Below are 19,164 nucleotides of genomic sequence, written 5' to 3' on the forward strand. Positions count from 1 at the left end.
GATCAGCCCACCGCCAGGAGTTCGGCCTTGACCTCGTCCAGGACCCTGCGGCCCTCGCCGCCTTCGATCCGGGCGATGTCGTCCTGATATTTGAGCAAGGTGCCGAGCGTGTCCGAAATGGTCTGCGGATCGAGCGCTAGCCGGTCGAGCTCGGTCAGCGCCGTCGCCCAGTCGATCGTTTCGGCAACGCCCGGATTCTTGAAGAGGTCGATTGTGCGCAATCTCTGCACATAGGCGACGATCTCGCGCGAAAGACGCTCATTGCAGCCCGGCACCTTGCGCCGAATGATCTCCAGTTCCTGCGCCGCCTGCGGATAATCGACCCAGTGATAGAGGCAGCGCCGCTTCAGCGCGTCGTGAATCTCGCGTGTGCGGTTGGTGGTGATGATGACGATCGGCGGTTCCTTGGCGTGGATCGTGCCCAGTTCGGGAATGGTCACCTGGAAATCCGAAAGGACCTCGAGCAGAAAGGCCTCGAAGGCCTCGTCGGTGCGGTCGAGTTCGTCGATCAGGAAGACCGGCGCCTTACCGGCCTCGGCCGAAATGGCCTGCAGGACCGGGCGGCGGATCAGATATTTCTCGGAGAAGATATTGCCTTCGATCTTCTGGCGGTCGGCGATGCCGGAAGCCTCGGAAAGCCGGATTTCCAGCATCTGCGCCGGATAGTTCCACTCATAGACCGCGGACGAGATGTCCAGCCCCTCATAGCATTGCAGGCGGATCAGCGGCCGGTCGAGCGCCCTCGCCAGCACCTTGGCGATCTCGGTCTTGCCGACGCCCGCCTCGCCCTCCAGGAACAGCGGCCGCTTCATCCTCAGGGCGAGGAAAAGCACGGTCGACAGTGCCGTCCCGGCAAGGTAGTCGCCCGTTTCCAGCATCTGCGCCGTATCGGCGATGGAGGTTGGCAATGCACCGTTCGCATATCCCGTCATGCCTGCTCCCTCCTCCGGAAAAAATTCTACAACGTGCGATAGTCCCGGTCCAGATAGACGAGCGCCGGCGCCTGCTTGCCGAGCGAGACGGCGACGACCTCGCCGAACAGGACCACATGCGTCGCCACGGTCTTGATATCGATCAAGCGGCAATCGAACACGGCGACGGCCTCGGCAAGAACAGGCGCTCCCGTCTTCAATTTTTTCCACGTCCCATGCGCAAACCGCAATTCGGGGTCTACCTGGTTCCTGCCGGAAAACACGTCGGCAAGCGCCATCTGGCCCGCTCCGAGCATATTGAGAGCGAAACTGCCGCTGCGTGAAAAGATGGCGTTGCGCGGATTGGTGCCGTTGAGGCAGACGAGCAGCGTCGCCGGCGCATCCGACACCGAGCAGGCGGCGGTAATCGTCACGCCGCGCCGCTCGCCCTCATGGGCGGCGGTGACGATGTGGACATGGCCGGCCAGCCGGGCCATGGCATCGCGGTAGGATTTCGGGTCGAGTTGGGACTTGTCCAACACGGCATTCTCCAGATCGGTGTTCGCAGCTACACATAAAGGGTGGCGCGAAATTTAAAACCCGCCAGCCGGCTTTTCTTGGCCCAGCACGGCAAAGACACCGCATGATCGCAGAGATGTGTATCTTTTCCTTTGACGCTTGCCGGCACATCCTTAAAACATGCGCTTTGTTTTTCCTGGAAGCAGCCATGTTCCGTCTCCTTGCCGCAACTCTTTTCATCGCCGGATCGCTGCAGGCCTCGCCACTCCTTGCGGCCGGCGCCAAAATTGCCGTCGTCGCGCCGGCTGAGGGTCCTTTCGCGCTTCTCGGGCAGCAGATAGTCGAGGGGGCACGTTTCCAGGCGGAGGAAAGAGGTTCACAGATCATCGCCATTCCCGAAACCTGCGAGGAAAAGGATGGCGAAGCGCTGACGAAGGCGCTTCTGGCGAGCGGCGCGGAGGCTGTGATCGGCTTCCTGTGCACCGAAAGCCTGGAGGCGGCATTGCCCGCACTTGCGCAAGCCCAGATCCCGGCGCTGACGCTCAGCGTGCGCTCGGATATCCTGATGGAAGATGCCCTGAAGAAGAAATGGCCGTTCTTCCGGCTGGTGCCAAGCGCCCGGATGGAGGCCGAGACAGTCACCGACATCATCCTGTCGCGCTGGAAGGCCGAGCCGCTGGCACTGATCGAGGACGGGACGATCCACGGGCGTGAACTGGTGGAAACCGTGCGGGCGCGGCTTGCCGAATCAGGCCTCACGCCGGTCTTTACCGACACTTATCGCCCGTCGCAGGAACAACAGGTGAGCCTTGTGCGCCGCCTGGCCAAGAGCGGCGCAACGCATGTCTTCACCGGCGGCGACCGGGCGGATACGGCAATCATCGCGCGCGACGCGGCCTCGGAAGGCATAGCGCTGACCTTGATGGGCGGTGAAGCGCTGGATGCGGCCGATCAGCCGGTTGCGCTTGCCGACGGCGTCCTTGCCGTCTCCCTGCCCGACTATGCCGCATTGCCGGAGGCGAAGGCGGTCGCCGATGCAATGACCGCGGCAAAGCTGGTGCCGGAAGGCTATGTCTTGCCGGCATTTTCCGCCGTGTCGCTTGTCGAGCAGGCAAAGGACAAGGCGGGCGCCGACAATATTTCGCTGGCTGAGGCTTTTTTGAAAGGTCCCTACCAGACGGCGATCGGTTCTGTCGGTTTCGGCCAGAACCATGAACTCGCCGCCAATCCCTACCGGCTGCTGCAATGGCGGAACGACCGCTTCGTGCCGGCCCCCGCAATGCTGGAAGCGGAATGATGCACCCCGGTCCGCGCAACGCGATTACCGATGTCGGCGGGCTTAGGGTCGGCAATGCGGGCGATGACGGTCTGAAATCCGGAGTTTCTGTCGTTCTCTGCGATCAGCCGGCTGTGGCGGCCGTTCAGGTTCTCGGCGGGGCGCCCGGAACGCGCGAAACCGACCTGCTTGCGCCGCACAATACGGTCCAGACGGTCGATGCGGTGGTACTGTCGGGCGGCTCCGCCTTCGGCCTCGATGCTGCCTCCGGCGTCCAGGCGGCATTGCGCGAAATCGGCCGTGGCTTTCCGGTCGGCGAAATGCGAATCCCGATCGTGCCGGCGGCCATCCTCTTCGACCTGATCAATGGCGGCGACAAGGATTGGGGGCTTTATCCGCCCTATCGCGAGCTTGGCTACAAGGCGACAAGAGCCGCTGCGCTCGACTTTACCACCGGCACGGCGGGCGCCGGCACGGGCGCTTTGACGGCCGGCCTCAAGGGCGGTCTGGGCACCGCATCCATGCGCCTCGACAGCGGCATTACCATCGGCGCACTGGTGGCGGTCAATGCGCTGGGGTCGGCGACGATCGGCACCAGCAGGCATTTCTGGGCTTCTCCCTTCGAGGAAGACGCCGAATTCGGCGGCTTGGGAATGCCCCACCCGTTTCCAAGCGATGCCCGCGACATCCGCACGAAACTGCGCGACGGCGCCCGGGAAACGCAGAATACCACGATCGCGGTGATCGCCACCGATGCGGTGCTGACCAAAAGCGAGGCGAAGCGCCTGGCAATCGCGGCCCATGACGGTTTCTCGCGTGCCCTCTGGCCGACCCACACGCCGCTCGACGGCGATCTCGTTTTCGCGCTGGCGACGGGCACGAGCGGAAAGACCGTCGATCTCGCCGATTTCATCGACCTTGGCGCCGTGGCGGCATCGACGATGGCGCGCGCCATTGCCCGCGGCGTGCATGACGCGGCGCCCGCCGAAAACGATCTTCTTCCCGCCTGGGCCTCACTGCGATAAGCCTGGGACGGTCTTCAAAGCGCGGCGGTGAATATTGTTTGCGACGAGAAGCGGTGCTATTGCCGCGAAAACCATATGGAGCCTCTTCTCATGCCCCTGCCGATCCGGATTGCCCCCTCCATCCTCGCCGCCGATTATGCCAAGCTCGGTCAGGAGGTGCGCGATGTCGTTTCCGCCGGCGCCGACTGGATCCATCTCGACATCATGGACGGCCATTTCGTTCCCAATATCTCGTTTGGCCCCGACCTGATCAAATCCCTGCGGCCGCATACGGATGCGTTTTTCGACTGCCATCTGATGATCGCGCCCGCCGACCCCTATCTGGAAGCCTTCGCCAAGGCCGGTTGCGACGGCATCACCGTCCATGCCGAAGCCGGCCCCCACCTCGACCGCTCCATCCAGGCAATCAGGGCACTGGGGAAGAAAGCCGGTGTCTCGATCAATCCGGCAACGCCGGAAAGCGTACTCGACTATCTGCTCGACAAGCTCGACCTGATCCTGGTGATGACGGTCAATCCCGGTTTCGGCGGCCAGAAATTCATTCCGGCGATGGAAGAGAAAATCCGCCGCATCAAGGCGATGATCGGCGACCGGCCGATCGAGCTGCAGGTCGATGGCGGCATCGCGCTCGAGACCATCGCACTCCCGGCCTCGGCCGGCGCCAATGTCTTCGTCGCGGGCTCGGCGATCTTCGGCGGCGGCCATGTTGACGCCTATCGCAAAACCATCGACACTCTGCGCACCAACGCCGAAGGGGGACTAAGGTGAGATTTCCGGGCCGGATCGCTGCCGCCGCATTTGCGTCGCTCCTGATTGCGGGCGCTGCAAATGCCGGTGACATAGCCTCCTTCCGGCCGATCGGCTTTTCGCCCGATGGCGGCATCTTCGCCTTCGAGGAATATGGAATCCAGGACGGGTCCGGATTTCCCTATTCCTCCATCTTCTTCATCGACACCCGCAAGGATGCGTTTCTTCCCGATACGCCGATCCGCGTCCGGATGAACAATGAAAATGCCGGACTTTCGAGCGCCCGCGCAAAAGCCGCCGCACAAGCGGCCCCTCTTGTCCAGAAATTCGCAATGGACGCAGCCCCCGGGCTGATGGCCGCCTTCAATCCGGTCACGGAAACCGAAAGCCCGGACCATAGCCTGACCTATCGGCAATATGCGATGGATCCACCGGTCGGCGGAAAGTTCGCGCTGGCGCTGGAAGAGATCGCACTGCCGCCATCCGCCCTTTGCAAGGATGTCACGCCGCAATCCATCGGTTTTCGGCTTTCCTTCGAGATGGAGGATGGCCAACCGTCGCAGCGCCTTCTCCACGCGGACCAGAAGATTCCCGAAAGCCGCAATTGTCCGACCGGCTACCGGCTCGGCGGGGTCATGGTTCATCATCCCGATGGCAAGGATCCGGTCCATGTCGTCCTCGTGCAGGTGTTGAGCTTCGGCTTCGAAGGACGGGATGGCCACTGGATCGCAGTGCCCGCTCCCGTAACGCCGTGATGCCATCCGAGAGTGCCGGCGCACCGGCCCGCGGGCGGATGCGCAACCTCCGCCTCCGGCTCGCCGCCTCGCTACCGAGCCTGCAAGAAATCCTGCTCGGCTCACCGCTCTGGGGGTTCGTGATGGCGCTTTCGTCGCTGGTGGCGCTGATCCTGCGCAATGGCGCCGAGACGGCGCATCTACACAGCATCCTTCTCCTATTCTTTTGCGGCGGTCTTATCGCCTGGCCTTGCGCGCTGCTCCTTGGGCGGTTCTGCGCGCTCGGCCGACGCCGGGAAACCCGCTTTGCGGCGTTCTTCCTGTGCCTCACAGTCTTTACCATCGCCGCCACCGCCTTTCTGTTCGCCCTGGACTACCGGCTCTTCTATGCGCGCTGGCACGCGCCTTTCGGCTCGCGCATATGGGCCTACCAATTCGTCTTCACGCTCGCAGGCGCCGTCTACCAATTCCTCGTCATGGGATTGCGGCTCTATCTACCGCTCGGCTTCGTGGCACTCGGCCTGACCAGCCTGTGGCTGGCGAACCGGATGGCCGATCATCACCGTTGAGTTTACTGGCGTTGAGATTACTGACGTTGAGATTGCCGGCCATCTTTGCTAGACGCTCAAACTCCCTCATTCGTGACGAAAGCTGAAATCCCATGATCCCCCGTTATTCCCGGCAGGAAATGGTGGCCATCTGGTCGCCCGAGACCAAATTCCGCATCTGGTTCGAGATCGAGGCGCATGCCTGCGACGCGCTCGCCGAACTCGGGGTCATCCCCAAGGAAGCAGCAAAAACCATCTGGGAAAAAGGCGGAGCCGCCAGTTTCGACGTCGCCCGGATCGACGAGATCGAAGCCGTCACCAAGCACGACGTCATCGCCTTCCTGACCCATCTCGCCGAAATCGTCGGCCCCGACGCCCGTTTCGTCCATCAGGGCATGACCTCGTCGGACGTGCTCGACACCTGCTTCAACGTGCAACTTGTCAAGGCAAGCGATCTTCTGCTTGCCGATCTCGACAAGCTGCTTGAGGCTTTGAAGCGCCGCGCCTTCGAGCACAAGGACACCGTCACCATCGGCCGTTCACACGGCATCCACGCCGAGCCGACCACCTTCGGGATCAAGCTGGCGCTCGCCTATGCCGAATTCGAGCGCTGCAAGAAGCGCCTGATCGCCGCGCGCGAGGAAATTGCCACCTGCGCCATCTCCGGCGCGGTCGGCACCTTTGCCAATATCGACCCTTATGTTGAGGAACATGTCGCCAAGGCAATGGGCCTGGCCGCCGAGCCGGTCTCCACCCAGGTCATCCCGCGCGACCGTCACGCCATGTATTTCGCGACCCTTGGCGTCATCGCATCCTGCGTCGAGCGCCTGGCGACCGAAGTCCGGCATCTGCAGCGCACGGAAGTCCTGGAAGCAGAGGAATATTTCTCGCCGGGCCAGAAGGGTTCGTCGGCCATGCCGCACAAACGCAATCCGGTCCTGACGGAAAACCTGACCGGCCTGTCGCGCATGGTGCGCGCCTTTGCCCTGCCGGCGATGGAAAACGTCGCTCTCTGGCATGAACGGGATATTTCGCACTCCTCGGTCGAGCGCATGATCGGCCCCGATGCGACGGTGACGCTCGATTTCGCGCTGGCCCGCCTGACCGGCGTCATCGACAAGCTGCTCGTCTATCCCGAGACGATGATGAAGAACATGAACAAGTTCCGCGGGCTTGTTCACTCGCAGCGCGTGCTGCTTGCCCTGACCCAGGCCGGCGCATCGCGCGAGGATGCCTATCGCCTTGTCCAGCGCAATGCCATGAAGGTTTGGGAACAGGGCAAGGATTTCCTCGAGGAATTGCTGGCCGATGACGAAGTCAGGGCTTTCCTGCCCGAGGCCGAAATCCGCGAGAAATTCGATCTCGGCTATCACACCAAACATGTGGATACGATCTTCAACCGCGTTTTCGGTTGATCGTCTTTCGGGGAGCCTCTCGGCTCCCCTTTTCGTCCGTCCCTGCCAAATGACCGATTTCGGCCCATCTCGCTCAATTTTGAGGAAATCCCGCAAGACTTCCGTCGATCTTTTCTGCGAAATTGCGGGAAATAAAGAGGCGGAGTTGGTGAAACATGCACTACCAGCAGACGATCGAGCGCAAGGCCGTAAGGACGACGACAAAGTTCACCGGAGAGGTCACCTGCAAGGGCGGGACGAGCCGCGGCATCGTTAAGGACCTCTCGGCAGCCGGAATTTGTTTCCAGCTCTATTTCGACATCAATGCCAGGACCGGGCAAGAGGTCACGATCAACAGCAATGAATTCGGCCACCTCACCGGCGTAGTGCAATGGTATCGCGGTGACAAGATCGGCATCCGGCTGGATATGTCCTCGAAGACCGCCGCGCAGATTTCCTCCTATTTCAAATATTTCCGTTAAACGAATCTCTTTACAAAAACGCCACCGATCGCCGGCGGCGTTTTTCCGCTGTCCGCCTCATCCCGCTTGCGGATCGACCACCAGCTTGCGGTAGAGATGCCAGGTCGCATGACCGAGGATCGGCATGATGACGGCAAGGCCGACGAAGACGGTCAAGCAGCCGGCGACCAGCCCGGCAGCGACGATCAGACCCCAGAGGGCGACCGGAACCGGATTGGCCAATGTCGCGCGCATGGAGGTCTGAATTGCGGCGACCGCACCGATATCCCTGTCGAGCAGAAGCGGAAATGAGATCACCACCGACGACAACACGACGGCGGCAAAAACGAAGCCGACGGCGTTGCCGATGATGATCAGGCTCCAGCCCGCCTCAGTCCCCAGAATTTCTGAAAGGAAGGCCGACAGTGATGCTGGCGGCGCCTCGCCGAGCAACTGGACGTAGAGGAACTGCGCGACCAGCAGCCATGTGACGAAGACGGCCAGCAGCGCCAATCCAAGACCGATGATCGAGGCAAGAGCCGGCGAGCGACGCACATCGAAGGCATGCCGCCACGATGCGTTCATTCCGGCTTCCCGTCTCCTGCTGATCTCGTAGAGGCCGATGGCCGCCACCGGTCCGAGAAGCGCAAAGCCGGCGGCGAGCGGGTAGAGCAGCGGCAGCATGTTTGCGCCTGAACTCCATGCCGCAAGCACCACGCCCGCGATCGGATAGATCAAGCCGAGAAAGACATAGTGCGACGGCTTGGCGCGAAAATCCTCCCAACCAAGACGCAACGCGTCAAGAACCTCCGCAACGCCGATCCTGGCGATGGCGGGACGCGCGAGCTCGGAATGGGCTCCTGCCATTACATGGAATGCTGTCATGACCAATTCTCCTCCTGGAATCACGCTTGTCAGGTCATTCGGGAACAGTTCAATCTGGTCTGCGCGCGGTCCCGCATTTTGGTGGAACCTGCTTTTCCGCGCCCATCCTGCAGGGTGCGGAGCGGCTCGATTCAGGGAGCCCTGCGCACAGCATATACCGGATTTGCTTTTCTTTCACTTGACTTCGGACCGGCCGGACCTCACATCGCCGTTACCATGAAAGCATCGGAAGCAGATATCCTCATCGTTCCCGGCTATACCAATTCGGGACCGGATCACTGGCAGACCCGCTGGCAGAACAAGCTCGCCTCGGCGCGCCGGGTCGAGCAGACCGAATGGGCAAAGCCTGTTCGTGACGATTGGGTCAAGCGCATGATCGAGGACATCAACTCGGCCAGCCGACCGGTTGTCATCGTGGCGCATTCACTGGGTGTCGCCACGGCCATCCACGCGATCCCGCATGCGGAGAAGAAGATCGCCGGCGCCTTTCTCGTTGCTCCGCCGGAGGTGACGAACCCGAAAATCCGCCCGAAACACCTGATGACCTTTGGCCCCTATCCGCGCGAGCCGCTTCCCTTTCCAAGCCTGGTGGTGGCGAGTCGCAACGATCCCTTCGGTGCCTATGAGCATGCCGGCGACATGGCCAATGCCTGGGGCTCCCTGCTGGTCGATGCCGGCGAATCAGGCCATATCAACAGCGAATCGGGCCATGGTCCCTGGCCGGAAGGCACTATGGTCTTTGCCCAGTTCCTCAACCGTCTGCGGCCCTGATACCATCCTGTTTTTTAGCATCTTGGCATTAAGACGGCTTTCACTGTCCTTCGGCATCATGCCTCAAAATCACTTGAGAATGACAGCCACGTGACAGCGACGAGAAAAACCAGAGATGTGCTGATCCCGGCTGCCGCATCCGCCCCTCTTCCGGTTGCCGATGTGATTCTTGCCGCCTCGCCCGTCGGCTTCTGTCTCATCGACCGCCAAGGCCGCATCGGTCAGGTCAATGCCGCCTTTGCAAGGGTCCTGTCACAACCGCCCGACGCGCTGCCCGGCGCGAGCTTTTCCAATTTCGTGCTTCGGGACGATGTAAACCTGTTCAGTCAGGCGCTGACCGCCCTGCTTGAGAACGCGGCAGCACCTTCTTCCTGCGAGATACGCCTGACGCAATCCGACAACCGGGCCTCATGGGCCAAGGTCTCCCTCTCCGCCCTGCCGGGCGCGCCCTTGTGGGTCGCCGTCCAGATCCAGCCGGTGGACGAAACGAAGCGGGTCCTGGAAGCGCTGCGAAAAAGCGAGTGGCGCTGGAAATGCGCACTGGAAAGCGCCCATCAGGGCGTCTGGGACCACGACTTCCAGACCAATGAGCTGTTCTATTCCGATCATTGGAAGCGACTTCGCGGCCTGCCCGCCGACCAGCCGGTCGACGGCTCCCTCGAGGCATGGATCAAAAATGTCCATCCGGCCGACAGAGAGCATGTTCTCGAGCATATTCGCCATCAGGAAGAAGGCGATGCCTCCTTCAATCTGTTCCAGTATCGCGAGCGGCATGCCGATGGCCACTGGGTCTGGATCGAAAGCCGAGGCGCTTCCATCGAATGGGGCAGCGACGGCAATCCGACCCGCATCATTGGCACCGACACCGACATCACCGAGCGTAAGAAGGCGGAGGCACGCCTCGAGGAAATTTCCCGCCGCCTCCGTCTGGCCCTCGATGTCTCGAAGGTCGGCGTCTTCGAAGCCAATCTCGATACGGACACGGTCGTGCGGGACGACAGACTGCTGCGCATCTACGGCCTCGATCCTGCCAACCCGACACCGCAGGAAACAGTTTTCAGTGAGAGGCTCCATCCGGACGATCGTGCCCAGGCGCTTGCAAGGGTAGAATTTGGAATTGCTTCCCAGGAACCTTTCGCCAACGCCTTCCGGATCGTTCGCCCCGACGGCGAGGTCCGCTATGTACAATCGCGTTCCGTGACCTTCATCGACGCCGAAGGCGCACGCAAACTGATCGGTGCCAATTGGGACATCACCGAGGACGTATTGCTGCGCCAGGAGCTCGAGCAGGCAATGCAATTGGCCGAAGCCCGCAATCACGAGCTGGAAGCCGCCCGCACTCGCATCGAGTATAATGCACTCCACGACCACCTGACCGGCTTGCCCAACCGGCGCTACCTCGAACAGCAGATCGACACTTGGATTGCCGGCGAAGTCGCCTATTGCGCCATTCTTCATATCGATCTCGATCGCTTCAAGCAGATCAACGACACGCTGGGACATTTGGCCGGCGACGCCATGCTGGCGCATACCGCAGGCAAGCTATCCTCTATCGTCGGAAATTGTGATTTCGTCGCGCGCATCGGCGGCGACGAGTTCCTGATCCTGTGCGATGCGCGGCATTCGCGCGAGGATGTGATCGCCTTGACCGATCGGATCATCGACGCCCTGCGCCAGCCCGTTCCCTATGACGGGCATCTCTGCCGCTTCGGCGCCAGCGTCGGCATTGCCTGGGCGCCGGACGTTGCGGTCGATGCGAAACAGATGCTGATGAATGCCGATATCGCCCTGTACCGTGCAAAGAGTCTCGGCCGCAACAGGTACGAATTCTTCACCAAGCAGCTACAGACGCAGATCCATCATGCCAAGCGCACCGCGGACGACATCATCAAGGGGCTTGAAGACGGCGAATTCGTTCCGTTCTACCAGCCGCAATTCAATGCCCGCACGCTGGAGATCGCGGGCGTCGAGACGCTTGCCCGCTGGATGCATCCGAGAAATGGCCTGCTTGCACCGGATTATTTCCTGAAGATCGCCGAGGATATCAATGCGCTGACGATCATCGACCGCCACATCGCTGAGTTGGCGCTGCGACATTTCGCCGATTGGGAAGCGCAGGGCCTGTCCATTCCGCGCATTTCGGTCAACGTCTCCTCGCCCCGGCTGCGCGAGGCAGGCCTGATCGAAAGCCTGGAGCAGTTGCGCATACCCTCCGGGAAACTCTCGTTCGAACTGCTGGAATCGATTTTTCTCGATGATCTCGACGAGGCTGCGTCAAGAACGCTTGCGGACCTGAAAGCCCTCGGCATCGAGATCGAAATCGATGATTTCGGAACGGGGCATGCGTCGATCATCGGCCTGATGAAGCTTAATCCAAGCCGCCTGAAAATCGACCGCGCCCTGATCAAGCCGATCACCGAATCTCCCGAACAACGAAAGCTGGTGGGGTCGATCATCGATATCGGCCATTCGCTGAATATCGACGTGGTGGCGGAAGGGGTGGAAACCCGCCTCCATGCCGATATGCTGCGTGATCTCGGCTGCGACATCCTGCAGGGCTATGCCTTCGCCAGGCCCATGCCGAAACCGGAACTGGAAGCCTTCATCCGCGCGCGCAGCTGGCTGCCTGCCGAAATGCCGGCGGAAAGACTGCGCGATCTCATCAAGCGAGACTTCAAGGCATAGAAAAACCGCCCGGCGGGCGGGCGGTTTGGGCAGTCATCGTCAAATCAGCCGTTCTGGACCTGAGTGACGGCCTCAGAGAGAAGTTCAAGCATCTTCGTGCGAATCTGTTCGTCGGTCTGGGCGATGCCGGCCGCGTCGAAGTCGGCGCGGATCTTGCGCACCACGTCCTCATGCCCGGCTTCCTCGAAATCGGCCGCAATGACATCTGCCGCATAGGCGGCCGGATCGCTCTTGCCCAGAAGTTCGGCGGCCCACAGGCCGAGCAGCTTGTTGCGCCGCGCCTCGGCCTTGAATTTCAGCTCCTCGTCCAGCGCAAACTTCGCTTCAAACGCCTTTTCACGGTCCTGCATATTGGTCGTCATCCTCTCTCTCTCCTGAAACGGAGTTCTAAATGGCTTGGCCGCGCTTAAACCAAAAGCCGGTGAAAAGTGCAATGCGATGTTTCCGCGCGGCCGCTTCAGGTGCCTGGCTTTTCGCTAATTCACCGGATCAAGTGACAGGCCGATTGTGAAATGAATTCTTTTGGGCTAAGGACCCGATTAGAAAATACCCCTGGCGCTGCCCAAGCGCGCCGACAACCATAGAGACGATATTCATGAACCGTCGCCGCCGTATCTACGAAGGCAAGGCCAAGATCCTTTACGAAGGTCCTGAGCCGGGCACGCTGATCCAGTTCTTCAAGGACGATGCCACCGCCTTCAACAAGAAGAAACACGACGTCATCGACGGCAAGGGCGTGCTGAACAACCGGATTTCGGAATATATCTTCACGCATCTGAACAAGATCGGTATTCCCACGCACTTCATCCGCCGCCTCAACATGCGCGAGCAGCTGATCAAGGAAGTGGAAATCATCCCGCTCGAGATCGTCGTGCGCAATGTGGCCGCCGGCTCGCTTGCCAAGCGCCTCGGCATCGACGAAGGCGTGGTACTGCCGCGCTCGATCATCGAATTCTACTACAAGGCCGATGCGCTCGACGACCCGATGGTCTCCGAAGAGCATATCACCGCCTTCGGCTGGGCAAGCCCGCAGGAACTCGATGACATCATGGCGCTCGCCATCCGCATCAACGACTTCCTTACCGGCCTGTTCCTCGGCGTCGGCATCCAGCTCGTCGATTTCAAGATCGAGTGCGGACGCCTGTTCGAGGGCGACATGATGCGCATTATCCTGGCCGACGAGATTTCGCCGGACAGCTGCCGCCTCTGGGATGTCGAGACCAAGGAAAAGATGGATAAGGACCGGTTCCGCCGCGACATGGGCGGCCTCGTCGAGGCTTACCAGGAAGTGGCCCGCCGGCTTGGCATCATGAACGAGAACGAACCGCCGCGTGGCTCAGGCCCCGTATTGGTGAAATAGGCAGGAAGAGCGACAGTGATCAACGCACGCGTAACTGTGACGCTGAAGAACGGCGTTCTCGACCCACAGGGCAAGGCCATCGAGGGCGCGCTCGGCGCCCTCGGCTTCGACGGCATCGGCCATGTCCGCCAGGGCAAGGTTTTCGATCTGCAGATCGAGACCGCCGACCGCGCCAAGGCCGAGGCCGAGGTAAAGGCGATGTGCGAGAAACTTCTGGCAAACACGGTGATTGAGAATTACACTATCTCACTCGCCTGATGGTTGAAAGAGGTGCTGGATGGCCGAAGTCACAAGCGATCTGATGTATGAATTGCTGAAGCGCGTTCACACTGACGTTGCCGGCTTGAAGGAAGGTCAACGGGAAATCCGCTTGGAATTGAATGCGATGCGCGGAACAATGGTTTCGATGCAGCAGGACATTCACAATATCTACGGCGTTCTCGCGAGACATGAAATGCGCCTCGACCGTATCGAAAACCGCCTCGAACTGCGCGAGCTTGCCGAGGCCCAATCCAGGTTTGAACTGCACCCATGAAATCAGCCGTCGTCCAGCTTCCAGGCCTTAATCGCGACCGCGACATGATTACGGCGCTCACCAAGATTTCCGGCACGGCGCCGGTCACCATCTGGCAGACCGAAACGGAAATTCCTGATGTCGATCTGATCGTCATTCCCGGTGGCTTTTCCTATGGCGATTATCTGCGCTGCGGTGCGATCGCCGCGCGCATGCCGGTGATGCAGGCGATCAAGGCGAAGGCCGAGGCCGGCGTCAAGGTGCTCGGCGTCTGCAACGGCTTCCAGATTCTTGTCGAGGCAGGTCTCCTGCCGGGCGCGCTGATGCGCAATGCCTCGCTCAAATTCGTCTGCAAGGAAGTGCTTCTGGAAGTGGTCAACGCCGACACCGATTTCAGCCGCGCCTATGAAAAGGGCCAGATCATTCGCAGCCCTGTCGCCCATCACGATGGCAATTTCTTTGCCGACAGCGAAACGCTGGCACGCATCGAGGACAATGGCCAGGTGGTCTTCCGCTATGCCGGCGGCACCAATCCGAATGGCTCGGTCAACGACATTGCCGGGATCGTCAACGCCAAGGGCAATGTCCTTGGCATGATGCCGCATCCGGAAAATCTCATCGAGGCGGCCCATGGCGGGTCCGACGGGCGCGGTCTGTTCGCCTCCGCGCTCGACGTCATCGCCGCTTAACCTCCGGTCTGATAGACATCACGCACAAAGACCGAATCACCGAGGCTTTTCGATGCGCGCATCCTTCGTTCCTTTTCTTGCGGTCGCAGGTTCGTTCGTGAGCCTGATGCTCATCGCCGGCTGCCAGTCGGACAAGCCTGCCCCCGCGCACGACAGCGCAGCCCTGCCGACGATGGAACGCGTTGCACTCGGGGCCAATCGCTGCTGGTTCAAATCCGGCGACGCCGCGTTCAAGCCCTATCGGCTCGCGCCGGAACTCAATTCCTTTTCCGGCCGCCCACGTATCCTGATCGTCCGGCGGGATGCGCCCGAATCGCGGCCGCTCGCCGTCGTGCAGGCGGAAGGTCATCCGGCCCGGTTGCAGGCCTTTGGTCCGCTGTTCGACGACGCGTCCGGCTCACGCATGGCCGATGATGTGAAACGCTGGGCAGCCGGCGGCACCGGCTGCGCCGCCTAGCGCGCGTCACGCCACCTTTTCTCAGTCCCAGAATGGACGTGCCGCCTCGCGGCGCGCTTCCGCGCGCGTGACGCCGATATCGGCAAGCTGGCTGTCCGTCATCTCGCTGAGGGCAAGGCGGCTCAGTCGCTTGCCTTCCCGCTCGAGAATCCAGGCGAATAGTTTCCGACATAGATTTGCGAGGCTCCCAATGACAGATCGTTGCTTGGGCGTTCTCGCGATGGCGGAGCAATCCAGATGGTTTACGGTGCAAATTGTACCCTTCATCGCCACAATCCTCTCATTGTCTGCGCCTAATTGTATCTATTGTTACAATTGACACCCGCGCGGGTACAATGTAGAAATTGTAACCATGACAAATTGGATGCCAGATCCCGGCCAGGGCCAAGGCCCGCTCTATGCCCGCATCGCCGACCAGATCGAGCAGGCGATTACCGGAGGTGTGCTGCCATCGGGCACGAAGCTGCCGCCGCAGCGCAATCTCGCCTATGATATCGGCGTGACGATCGGCACGATCGGCCGCGCCTACCATCTTGTCCGCGAACGCGGCCTGGTCAGCGGAGAGGTTGGCCGCGGCACCTATGTGCTCGACAATGCCGATATGCGGCCGGCCGAGCAGGCTGACCCGATGACGGCGGCGCTGGCCGGCACCCGCCCGATCAAGGCGCCGCCGGGAAAACTTCGATTCGACAGCACCGCGGCCCCCGATATCGGCCAGGGCGCCTCGCTGGAAAAACTGCTGATCGACATCAGCCGCGAACATCATGCCGACATTGCCAGCTATGCCCGCGATTTTCCGCAGCACTGGTTCGAGGCCGGAAGCCAGTGGCTGGCCAAGGGTAGCTTCAGGCCGAAACCCGACTGCATCGTGCCGACGCTCGGCGCTCACGCCGGTGCCGTTGCGGTGATCGCCGCTGTGACGGCGCCCGGCGACAAGATTGCCTTCGAAAATGTCACCTATTCGCAGATCAGCCGCAGTGCAGGCCTGATCGGCCGGCGGACGATTCTCTTGCGCACCGATGACGGTGGCCTGGATCCGGAGGATTTCGAGCGGGTCTGTGCCCAGCAGCATCCGAAACTGGCCTTCCTGATGCCGACCGCTCAGAACCCGACCGTTACGACGCTGTCGATCGAGCGCCGCCGTGCCGTGGCCGATATTGCCCGCAGATATGGTGTCTGGCTGCTGGAAGACGATCTTTATGGCGCGATGACCGGCGACATGACCCCGCTTCTGGCCGAGCTTGCGCCCGAGCGCACCTTCCTGGTCGGCGGCCTTTCGAAATCGGTTGCGGCAGGCGCGCGCGGCGGCTGGGTCGCCTGCCCGCCCCATTTCAGCCAGCGCGTACGCATCGCTCACAAGATGGTGAGCGGCGGCATGCCGTTCCTCCTTGCGGAACTCTGTGCCCGCCTGGTCCTTGGCGGCGAGGCAGCGATCCTTCGTTCCAGATGCATCGATGAAATTCGTGGTCGCGAACAGATGGCCCGCGAGATATTTTCAGGCCTCGACTTCAACTCGCATCCGCATGTGCCGTTCCTGTGGTTGAAATTGTCCGAGCCTTGGTTCTCCGGCACGTTCAAACATGCCGCTTTCGACGAGGGCGTGCTGATCGACGACGAGGACGAATTCAAGGCCGGCCGGACCGACAGTGTCTTCCACCGGGTGCGGATCGGCTTCTCCTCGCCCGCGACCCGCAACGAGGTGCGCACCGGTTTCATGACGCTTCGGCGATTGCTTGACAGCGGCCGCACCGGCCATGACAGCTTCGCCTGAGGGTTTCGGCGCAATAGGGGCGAAAAGCAGCTATCTCCGGTCTTTTCCGGCATTTTCCTGTCGCATCGCAAGACGGCATCGGCTAAAGAGACGCCGACGCGATCTCTTTGTTTTGACGCTCCCTGCGGATGTGGCGCCTGACGCCGTCCGGGGCGCTCCAACGGACCGAACGGACGACGATGACCATTTCCAACAGCCGCCCCATTACCGCCGACCTGATTGCCTCGCACGGGCTGAAGCCGGACGAATATCAGCGCATCCTCGACCTGATCGGCCGCGAGCCGAGCTTTACCGAGCTTGGCATCTTCTCGGCTATGTGGAACGAGCACTGCTCGTATAAATCCTCGAAAAAATGGCTGCGCACGCTTCCGACGACGGGGCCGCGGGTCATCCAGGGACCTGGCGAAAATGCCGGCGTCGTCGATATCGATGACGGCGATGTAGTCGTCTTCAAGATGGAGAGCCACAACCACCCGTCCTATATCGAGCCCTACCAGGGTGCGGCAACAGGCGTCGGTGGGATCCTGCGCGACGTCTTTACCATGGGCGCCCGGCCGATCGCGGCGATGAACGCGCTGCGCTTCGGCGCGCCGGATCATCCGAAGACCCGCCATCTCGTCTCCGGCGTCGTCGCCGGCGTCGGCGGCTACGGCAATTCCTTCGGCGTGCCTACAGTCGGCGGCGAGGTCGAATTCGACGCCCGCTACAACGGCAATATCCTCGTCAACGCCTTTGCCGCCGGGCTTGCCAAATCCGATGCGATCTTCCTGTCGGAAGCCAAGGGCGTCGGCCTGCCGGTCGTCTATCTCGGCGCCAAGACCGGCCGTGATGGCGTCGGTGGCGCAACCATGGCATCGGCGGAATTCGACGAATCGATCGAGGAGAAGCGGCCTACCGTGCAGGTTGGCGATCCCTTCACCGAAAAATGCCTGCTGGAAGCCTGCCTCGAGCTGATGAAGACCGGCGCGGTCATCGCCATCCAGGACATGGGTGCTGCCGGCCTCACCTGCTCCGCCGTCGAAATGGGCGCCAAGGGCGACCTCGGCATTGAGCTAGAACTGGACAAGGTACCGGTGCGCGAGGAGCGCATGACGGCCTATGAGATGATGCTGTCGGAAAGCCAGGAGCGCATGCTCATGGTCCTGGAGCCGGCCAAGGAAGAGGTTGCCAAGGCGATCTTCGTGAAATGGGGACTGGATTTCGCCATCGTCGGCAAGACCACCGACGACCTGCGCTTCCGCGTGCTGCACCAGGGCGAGGAAGTCGCCAACCTGCCGATCAAGGATCTGGGCGATCAGGCGCCGGAATATGATCGGCCGTGGACACCGGCAAAGACCGCAGCCCCTCTGGCGGCGGGCGATATCCCGCAGGCGGATATTGCGGACGCCGTGCTTTCGCTTGTGGGATCGGCCAACAATTCGTCGCGCCGCTGGGTCTATGAGCAGTATGACACGCTGATCCAGGGCAATTCGCTGCAATTGCCGGGCGGCGATGCCGGCGTTGTGCGCGTCGAAGGCCATCCGTCCAAGGCACTCGCTTTCTCCTCCGATGTGACGCCGCGCTACGTCGAGGCCGATCCTTTCGAAGGCGGCAAGCAGGCGGTCGCCGAATGCTGGCGCAATATCACCGCGACGGGCGCCCTGCCCTTGGCGGCCACGGACAATCTCAATTTCGGCAATCCCGAGCGCCCGGAAATCATGAGCCAGCTGGTTCATGCCATCAAGGGCATCGGCGAAGCCTGCCGCGCGCTCGATTTCCCGATCGTTTCCGGCAATGTCTCGCTCTACAACGAGACCAATGGCCAGGCCATCCTGCCGACACCCACGATCGGCGGCGTCGGGCTGCTTAGCGACTGGTCGCAGATGGCACGCATCCGCTTTGCCGCAGAAGACGAGGTGATCCTGCTTGTCGGGGCGCCGGAGGAACTGGGAACTCATCTCGGCCAATCCGTCTATCTGCGCGACATCCACGGGCGCACCGACGGCCCTGCCCCGCATGTCGATCTCGCCCATGAACGCAAGACCGGCGATTTCGTCCGCAGCCTCATCCTCGGCGGCCTGACCAGTGCCGTGCACGATTGCTCCTCGGGCGGTCTTGCACTGGCGATTGCGGAAATGGCCATGGCCTCCGGTATCGGTGCGACGATCAAGGCGGTCGCCGGCCGCGACCCGATCCCGGTCTTCTTCGGCGAGGACCAGGGGCGCTATGTCGTCACGGTCAGCCGCGAACATGCGGCACTTGTCACCGAGCGTGCCAAGGCCGCCGGCGTCGCAGCACCTGAGATCGGCACGACCGGCGGAACCGAAGTGGTGCTGGGTTCGGCCAGGCCGCTTGCAATTCTGCAATTGCGTTCGGCGCATGAATCATGGTTCCCTGACTTCATGGGCGGCGAAACATTGATCGCGGCCGAGTAATCA

General features: G+C 61.6%; 21 protein-coding genes. 16 read left to right on the top strand and 5 right to left on the bottom strand.

Annotated features, from left to right (window positions below):
- Positions 1-2: 2 nt before the first annotated feature.
- Entirely contained in the window at positions 3-932 is a 930-nt protein-coding gene (locus ASD31_RS14885) for an AAA family ATPase (RefSeq protein WP_056335169.1), read from the bottom strand.
- Between the two features lie 26 nt (positions 933-958).
- Positions 959-1,408, bottom strand: coding sequence for a flavin reductase family protein (locus ASD31_RS14890; RefSeq protein WP_082520594.1), 450 nt, complete (start codon positions 1,406-1,408; stop codon positions 959-961).
- Positions 1,409-1,638: 230 nt separating this feature from the next.
- Between ASD31_RS14890 and ASD31_RS14895 the strand changes: the two genes are divergently transcribed.
- From ASD31_RS14895 to ASD31_RS14925, 7 genes are all read left to right on the top strand, one after another.
- A complete protein-coding gene (locus tag ASD31_RS14895; RefSeq protein WP_056335175.1) occupies positions 1,639-2,727 on the top strand; it encodes a branched-chain amino acid ABC transporter substrate-binding protein in 1,089 nt (362 codons plus the stop codon).
- Entirely contained in the window at positions 2,724-3,731 is a 1,008-nt protein-coding gene (locus ASD31_RS14900; protein WP_056335179.1) for a P1 family peptidase, read from the top strand. Before ASD31_RS14895 ends, ASD31_RS14900 begins: the two co-directional genes overlap by 4 nt.
- 90 nt (positions 3,732-3,821) lie before the next feature.
- Positions 3,822-4,499, top strand: a complete 678-nt coding sequence (gene rpe, locus ASD31_RS14905; RefSeq protein WP_056335811.1) for a ribulose-phosphate 3-epimerase — start codon at positions 3,822-3,824, stop codon at positions 4,497-4,499.
- The gene (locus tag ASD31_RS14910) at positions 4,496-5,233 is read left to right on the top strand and encodes a DUF2259 domain-containing protein (protein ID WP_056335182.1); all 738 of its coding nucleotides are present in this window, start codon (positions 4,496-4,498) and stop codon (positions 5,231-5,233) included. Before rpe ends, ASD31_RS14910 begins: the two co-directional genes overlap by 4 nt.
- A 38-nt stretch (positions 5,234-5,271) precedes the next feature.
- Positions 5,272-5,781, top strand: a complete 510-nt coding sequence (locus ASD31_RS14915; RefSeq protein WP_056335814.1) for a hypothetical protein — start codon at positions 5,272-5,274, stop codon at positions 5,779-5,781.
- 92 nt (positions 5,782-5,873) lie between these two features.
- Positions 5,874-7,175 carry an adenylosuccinate lyase gene (gene purB / locus ASD31_RS14920; protein WP_056335183.1) on the top strand — a complete coding sequence of 434 codons (1,302 nt, stop codon included), beginning with the start codon at positions 5,874-5,876 and terminating at the stop codon, positions 7,173-7,175.
- A 155-nt stretch (positions 7,176-7,330) separates the two neighbouring features.
- Positions 7,331-7,636 (top strand): PilZ domain-containing protein, encoded by a 306-nt coding sequence (locus tag ASD31_RS14925; RefSeq protein ID WP_056335188.1) that lies wholly within the window; start codon positions 7,331-7,333, stop codon positions 7,634-7,636.
- Positions 7,637-7,693: 57 nt separating this feature from the next.
- Here the strand turns inward: ASD31_RS14925 and ASD31_RS14930 are convergent, their stop codons facing one another.
- Positions 7,694-8,500, bottom strand: coding sequence for a DUF2189 domain-containing protein (locus ASD31_RS14930; protein ID WP_056335190.1), 807 nt, complete (start codon positions 8,498-8,500; stop codon positions 7,694-7,696).
- Positions 8,501-8,716: 216 nt separating this feature from the next.
- Here ASD31_RS14930 and ASD31_RS14935 point away from each other — a divergent pair, with 216 nt between their 5' ends.
- Together ASD31_RS14935 and ASD31_RS14940 are read left to right on the top strand one after the other, a co-directional pair.
- On the top strand, positions 8,717-9,271 hold the full coding sequence (locus ASD31_RS14935; protein WP_056335193.1) for an RBBP9/YdeN family alpha/beta hydrolase: 555 nt from the start codon (positions 8,717-8,719) through the stop codon (positions 9,269-9,271).
- A gap of 90 nt (positions 9,272-9,361) precedes the next feature.
- Complete coding sequence (locus ASD31_RS14940; RefSeq protein ID WP_156392677.1) at positions 9,362-11,956, top strand: EAL domain-containing protein; 2,595 nt, start codon at positions 9,362-9,364, stop codon at positions 11,954-11,956.
- Positions 11,957-12,000: 44 nt separating this feature from the next.
- Here the strand turns inward: ASD31_RS14940 and ASD31_RS14945 are convergent, their stop codons facing one another.
- A complete protein-coding gene (locus tag ASD31_RS14945; protein ID WP_056335195.1) occupies positions 12,001-12,318 on the bottom strand; it encodes a DUF1476 domain-containing protein in 318 nt (105 codons plus the stop codon).
- A gap of 233 nt (positions 12,319-12,551) precedes the next feature.
- Here ASD31_RS14945 and purC point away from each other — a divergent pair, with 233 nt between their 5' ends.
- The 5 genes from purC to ASD31_RS14970 are packed head-to-tail and all read left to right on the top strand — an operon-like array spanning position 12,552 to position 14,976.
- Positions 12,552-13,316 (top strand): phosphoribosylaminoimidazolesuccinocarboxamide synthase, encoded by a 765-nt coding sequence (purC, locus tag ASD31_RS14950; protein ID WP_056335198.1) that lies wholly within the window; start codon positions 12,552-12,554, stop codon positions 13,314-13,316.
- A 15-nt stretch (positions 13,317-13,331) separates the two neighbouring features.
- Positions 13,332-13,574: a phosphoribosylformylglycinamidine synthase subunit PurS gene (purS, locus tag ASD31_RS14955; RefSeq protein ID WP_056335201.1), complete on the top strand. Its 243-nt coding sequence runs from the start codon at positions 13,332-13,334 to the stop codon at positions 13,572-13,574.
- A gap of 19 nt (positions 13,575-13,593) precedes the next feature.
- Positions 13,594-13,851: a hypothetical protein gene (locus ASD31_RS14960; RefSeq protein WP_056335206.1), complete on the top strand. Its 258-nt coding sequence runs from the start codon at positions 13,594-13,596 to the stop codon at positions 13,849-13,851.
- The gene (gene purQ / locus ASD31_RS14965) at positions 13,848-14,519 is read left to right on the top strand and encodes a phosphoribosylformylglycinamidine synthase subunit PurQ (RefSeq protein WP_056335208.1); all 672 of its coding nucleotides are present in this window, start codon (positions 13,848-13,850) and stop codon (positions 14,517-14,519) included. The genes ASD31_RS14960 and purQ overlap by 4 nt, the downstream gene beginning before the upstream one ends.
- Positions 14,520-14,571: 52 nt before the next feature.
- Positions 14,572-14,976, top strand: a complete 405-nt coding sequence (locus ASD31_RS14970; protein WP_056335211.1) for a hypothetical protein — start codon at positions 14,572-14,574, stop codon at positions 14,974-14,976.
- Between the two features lie 21 nt (positions 14,977-14,997).
- Here the strand turns inward: ASD31_RS14970 and ASD31_RS14975 are convergent, their stop codons facing one another.
- Entirely contained in the window at positions 14,998-15,243 is a 246-nt protein-coding gene (locus ASD31_RS14975) for a DUF1127 domain-containing protein (RefSeq protein WP_056335214.1), read from the bottom strand.
- A gap of 85 nt (positions 15,244-15,328) precedes the next feature.
- On the opposite strand from ASD31_RS14975, the gene ASD31_RS14980 reads away from it, so the two are divergent.
- Positions 15,329-16,747, top strand: coding sequence for a PLP-dependent aminotransferase family protein (locus ASD31_RS14980; protein WP_056335217.1), 1,419 nt, complete (start codon positions 15,329-15,331; stop codon positions 16,745-16,747).
- A 179-nt stretch (positions 16,748-16,926) separates the two neighbouring features.
- Positions 16,927-19,161, top strand: coding sequence for a phosphoribosylformylglycinamidine synthase subunit PurL (gene purL / locus ASD31_RS14985; RefSeq protein WP_056335817.1), 2,235 nt, complete (start codon positions 16,927-16,929; stop codon positions 19,159-19,161).
- Positions 19,162-19,164 lie beyond the last annotated feature (3 nt).

It is taken from the genome of Rhizobium sp. Root482 (genome assembly GCF_001426565.1).
Taxonomy (GTDB): Bacteria; Pseudomonadota; Alphaproteobacteria; order Rhizobiales; family Rhizobiaceae; genus Pararhizobium.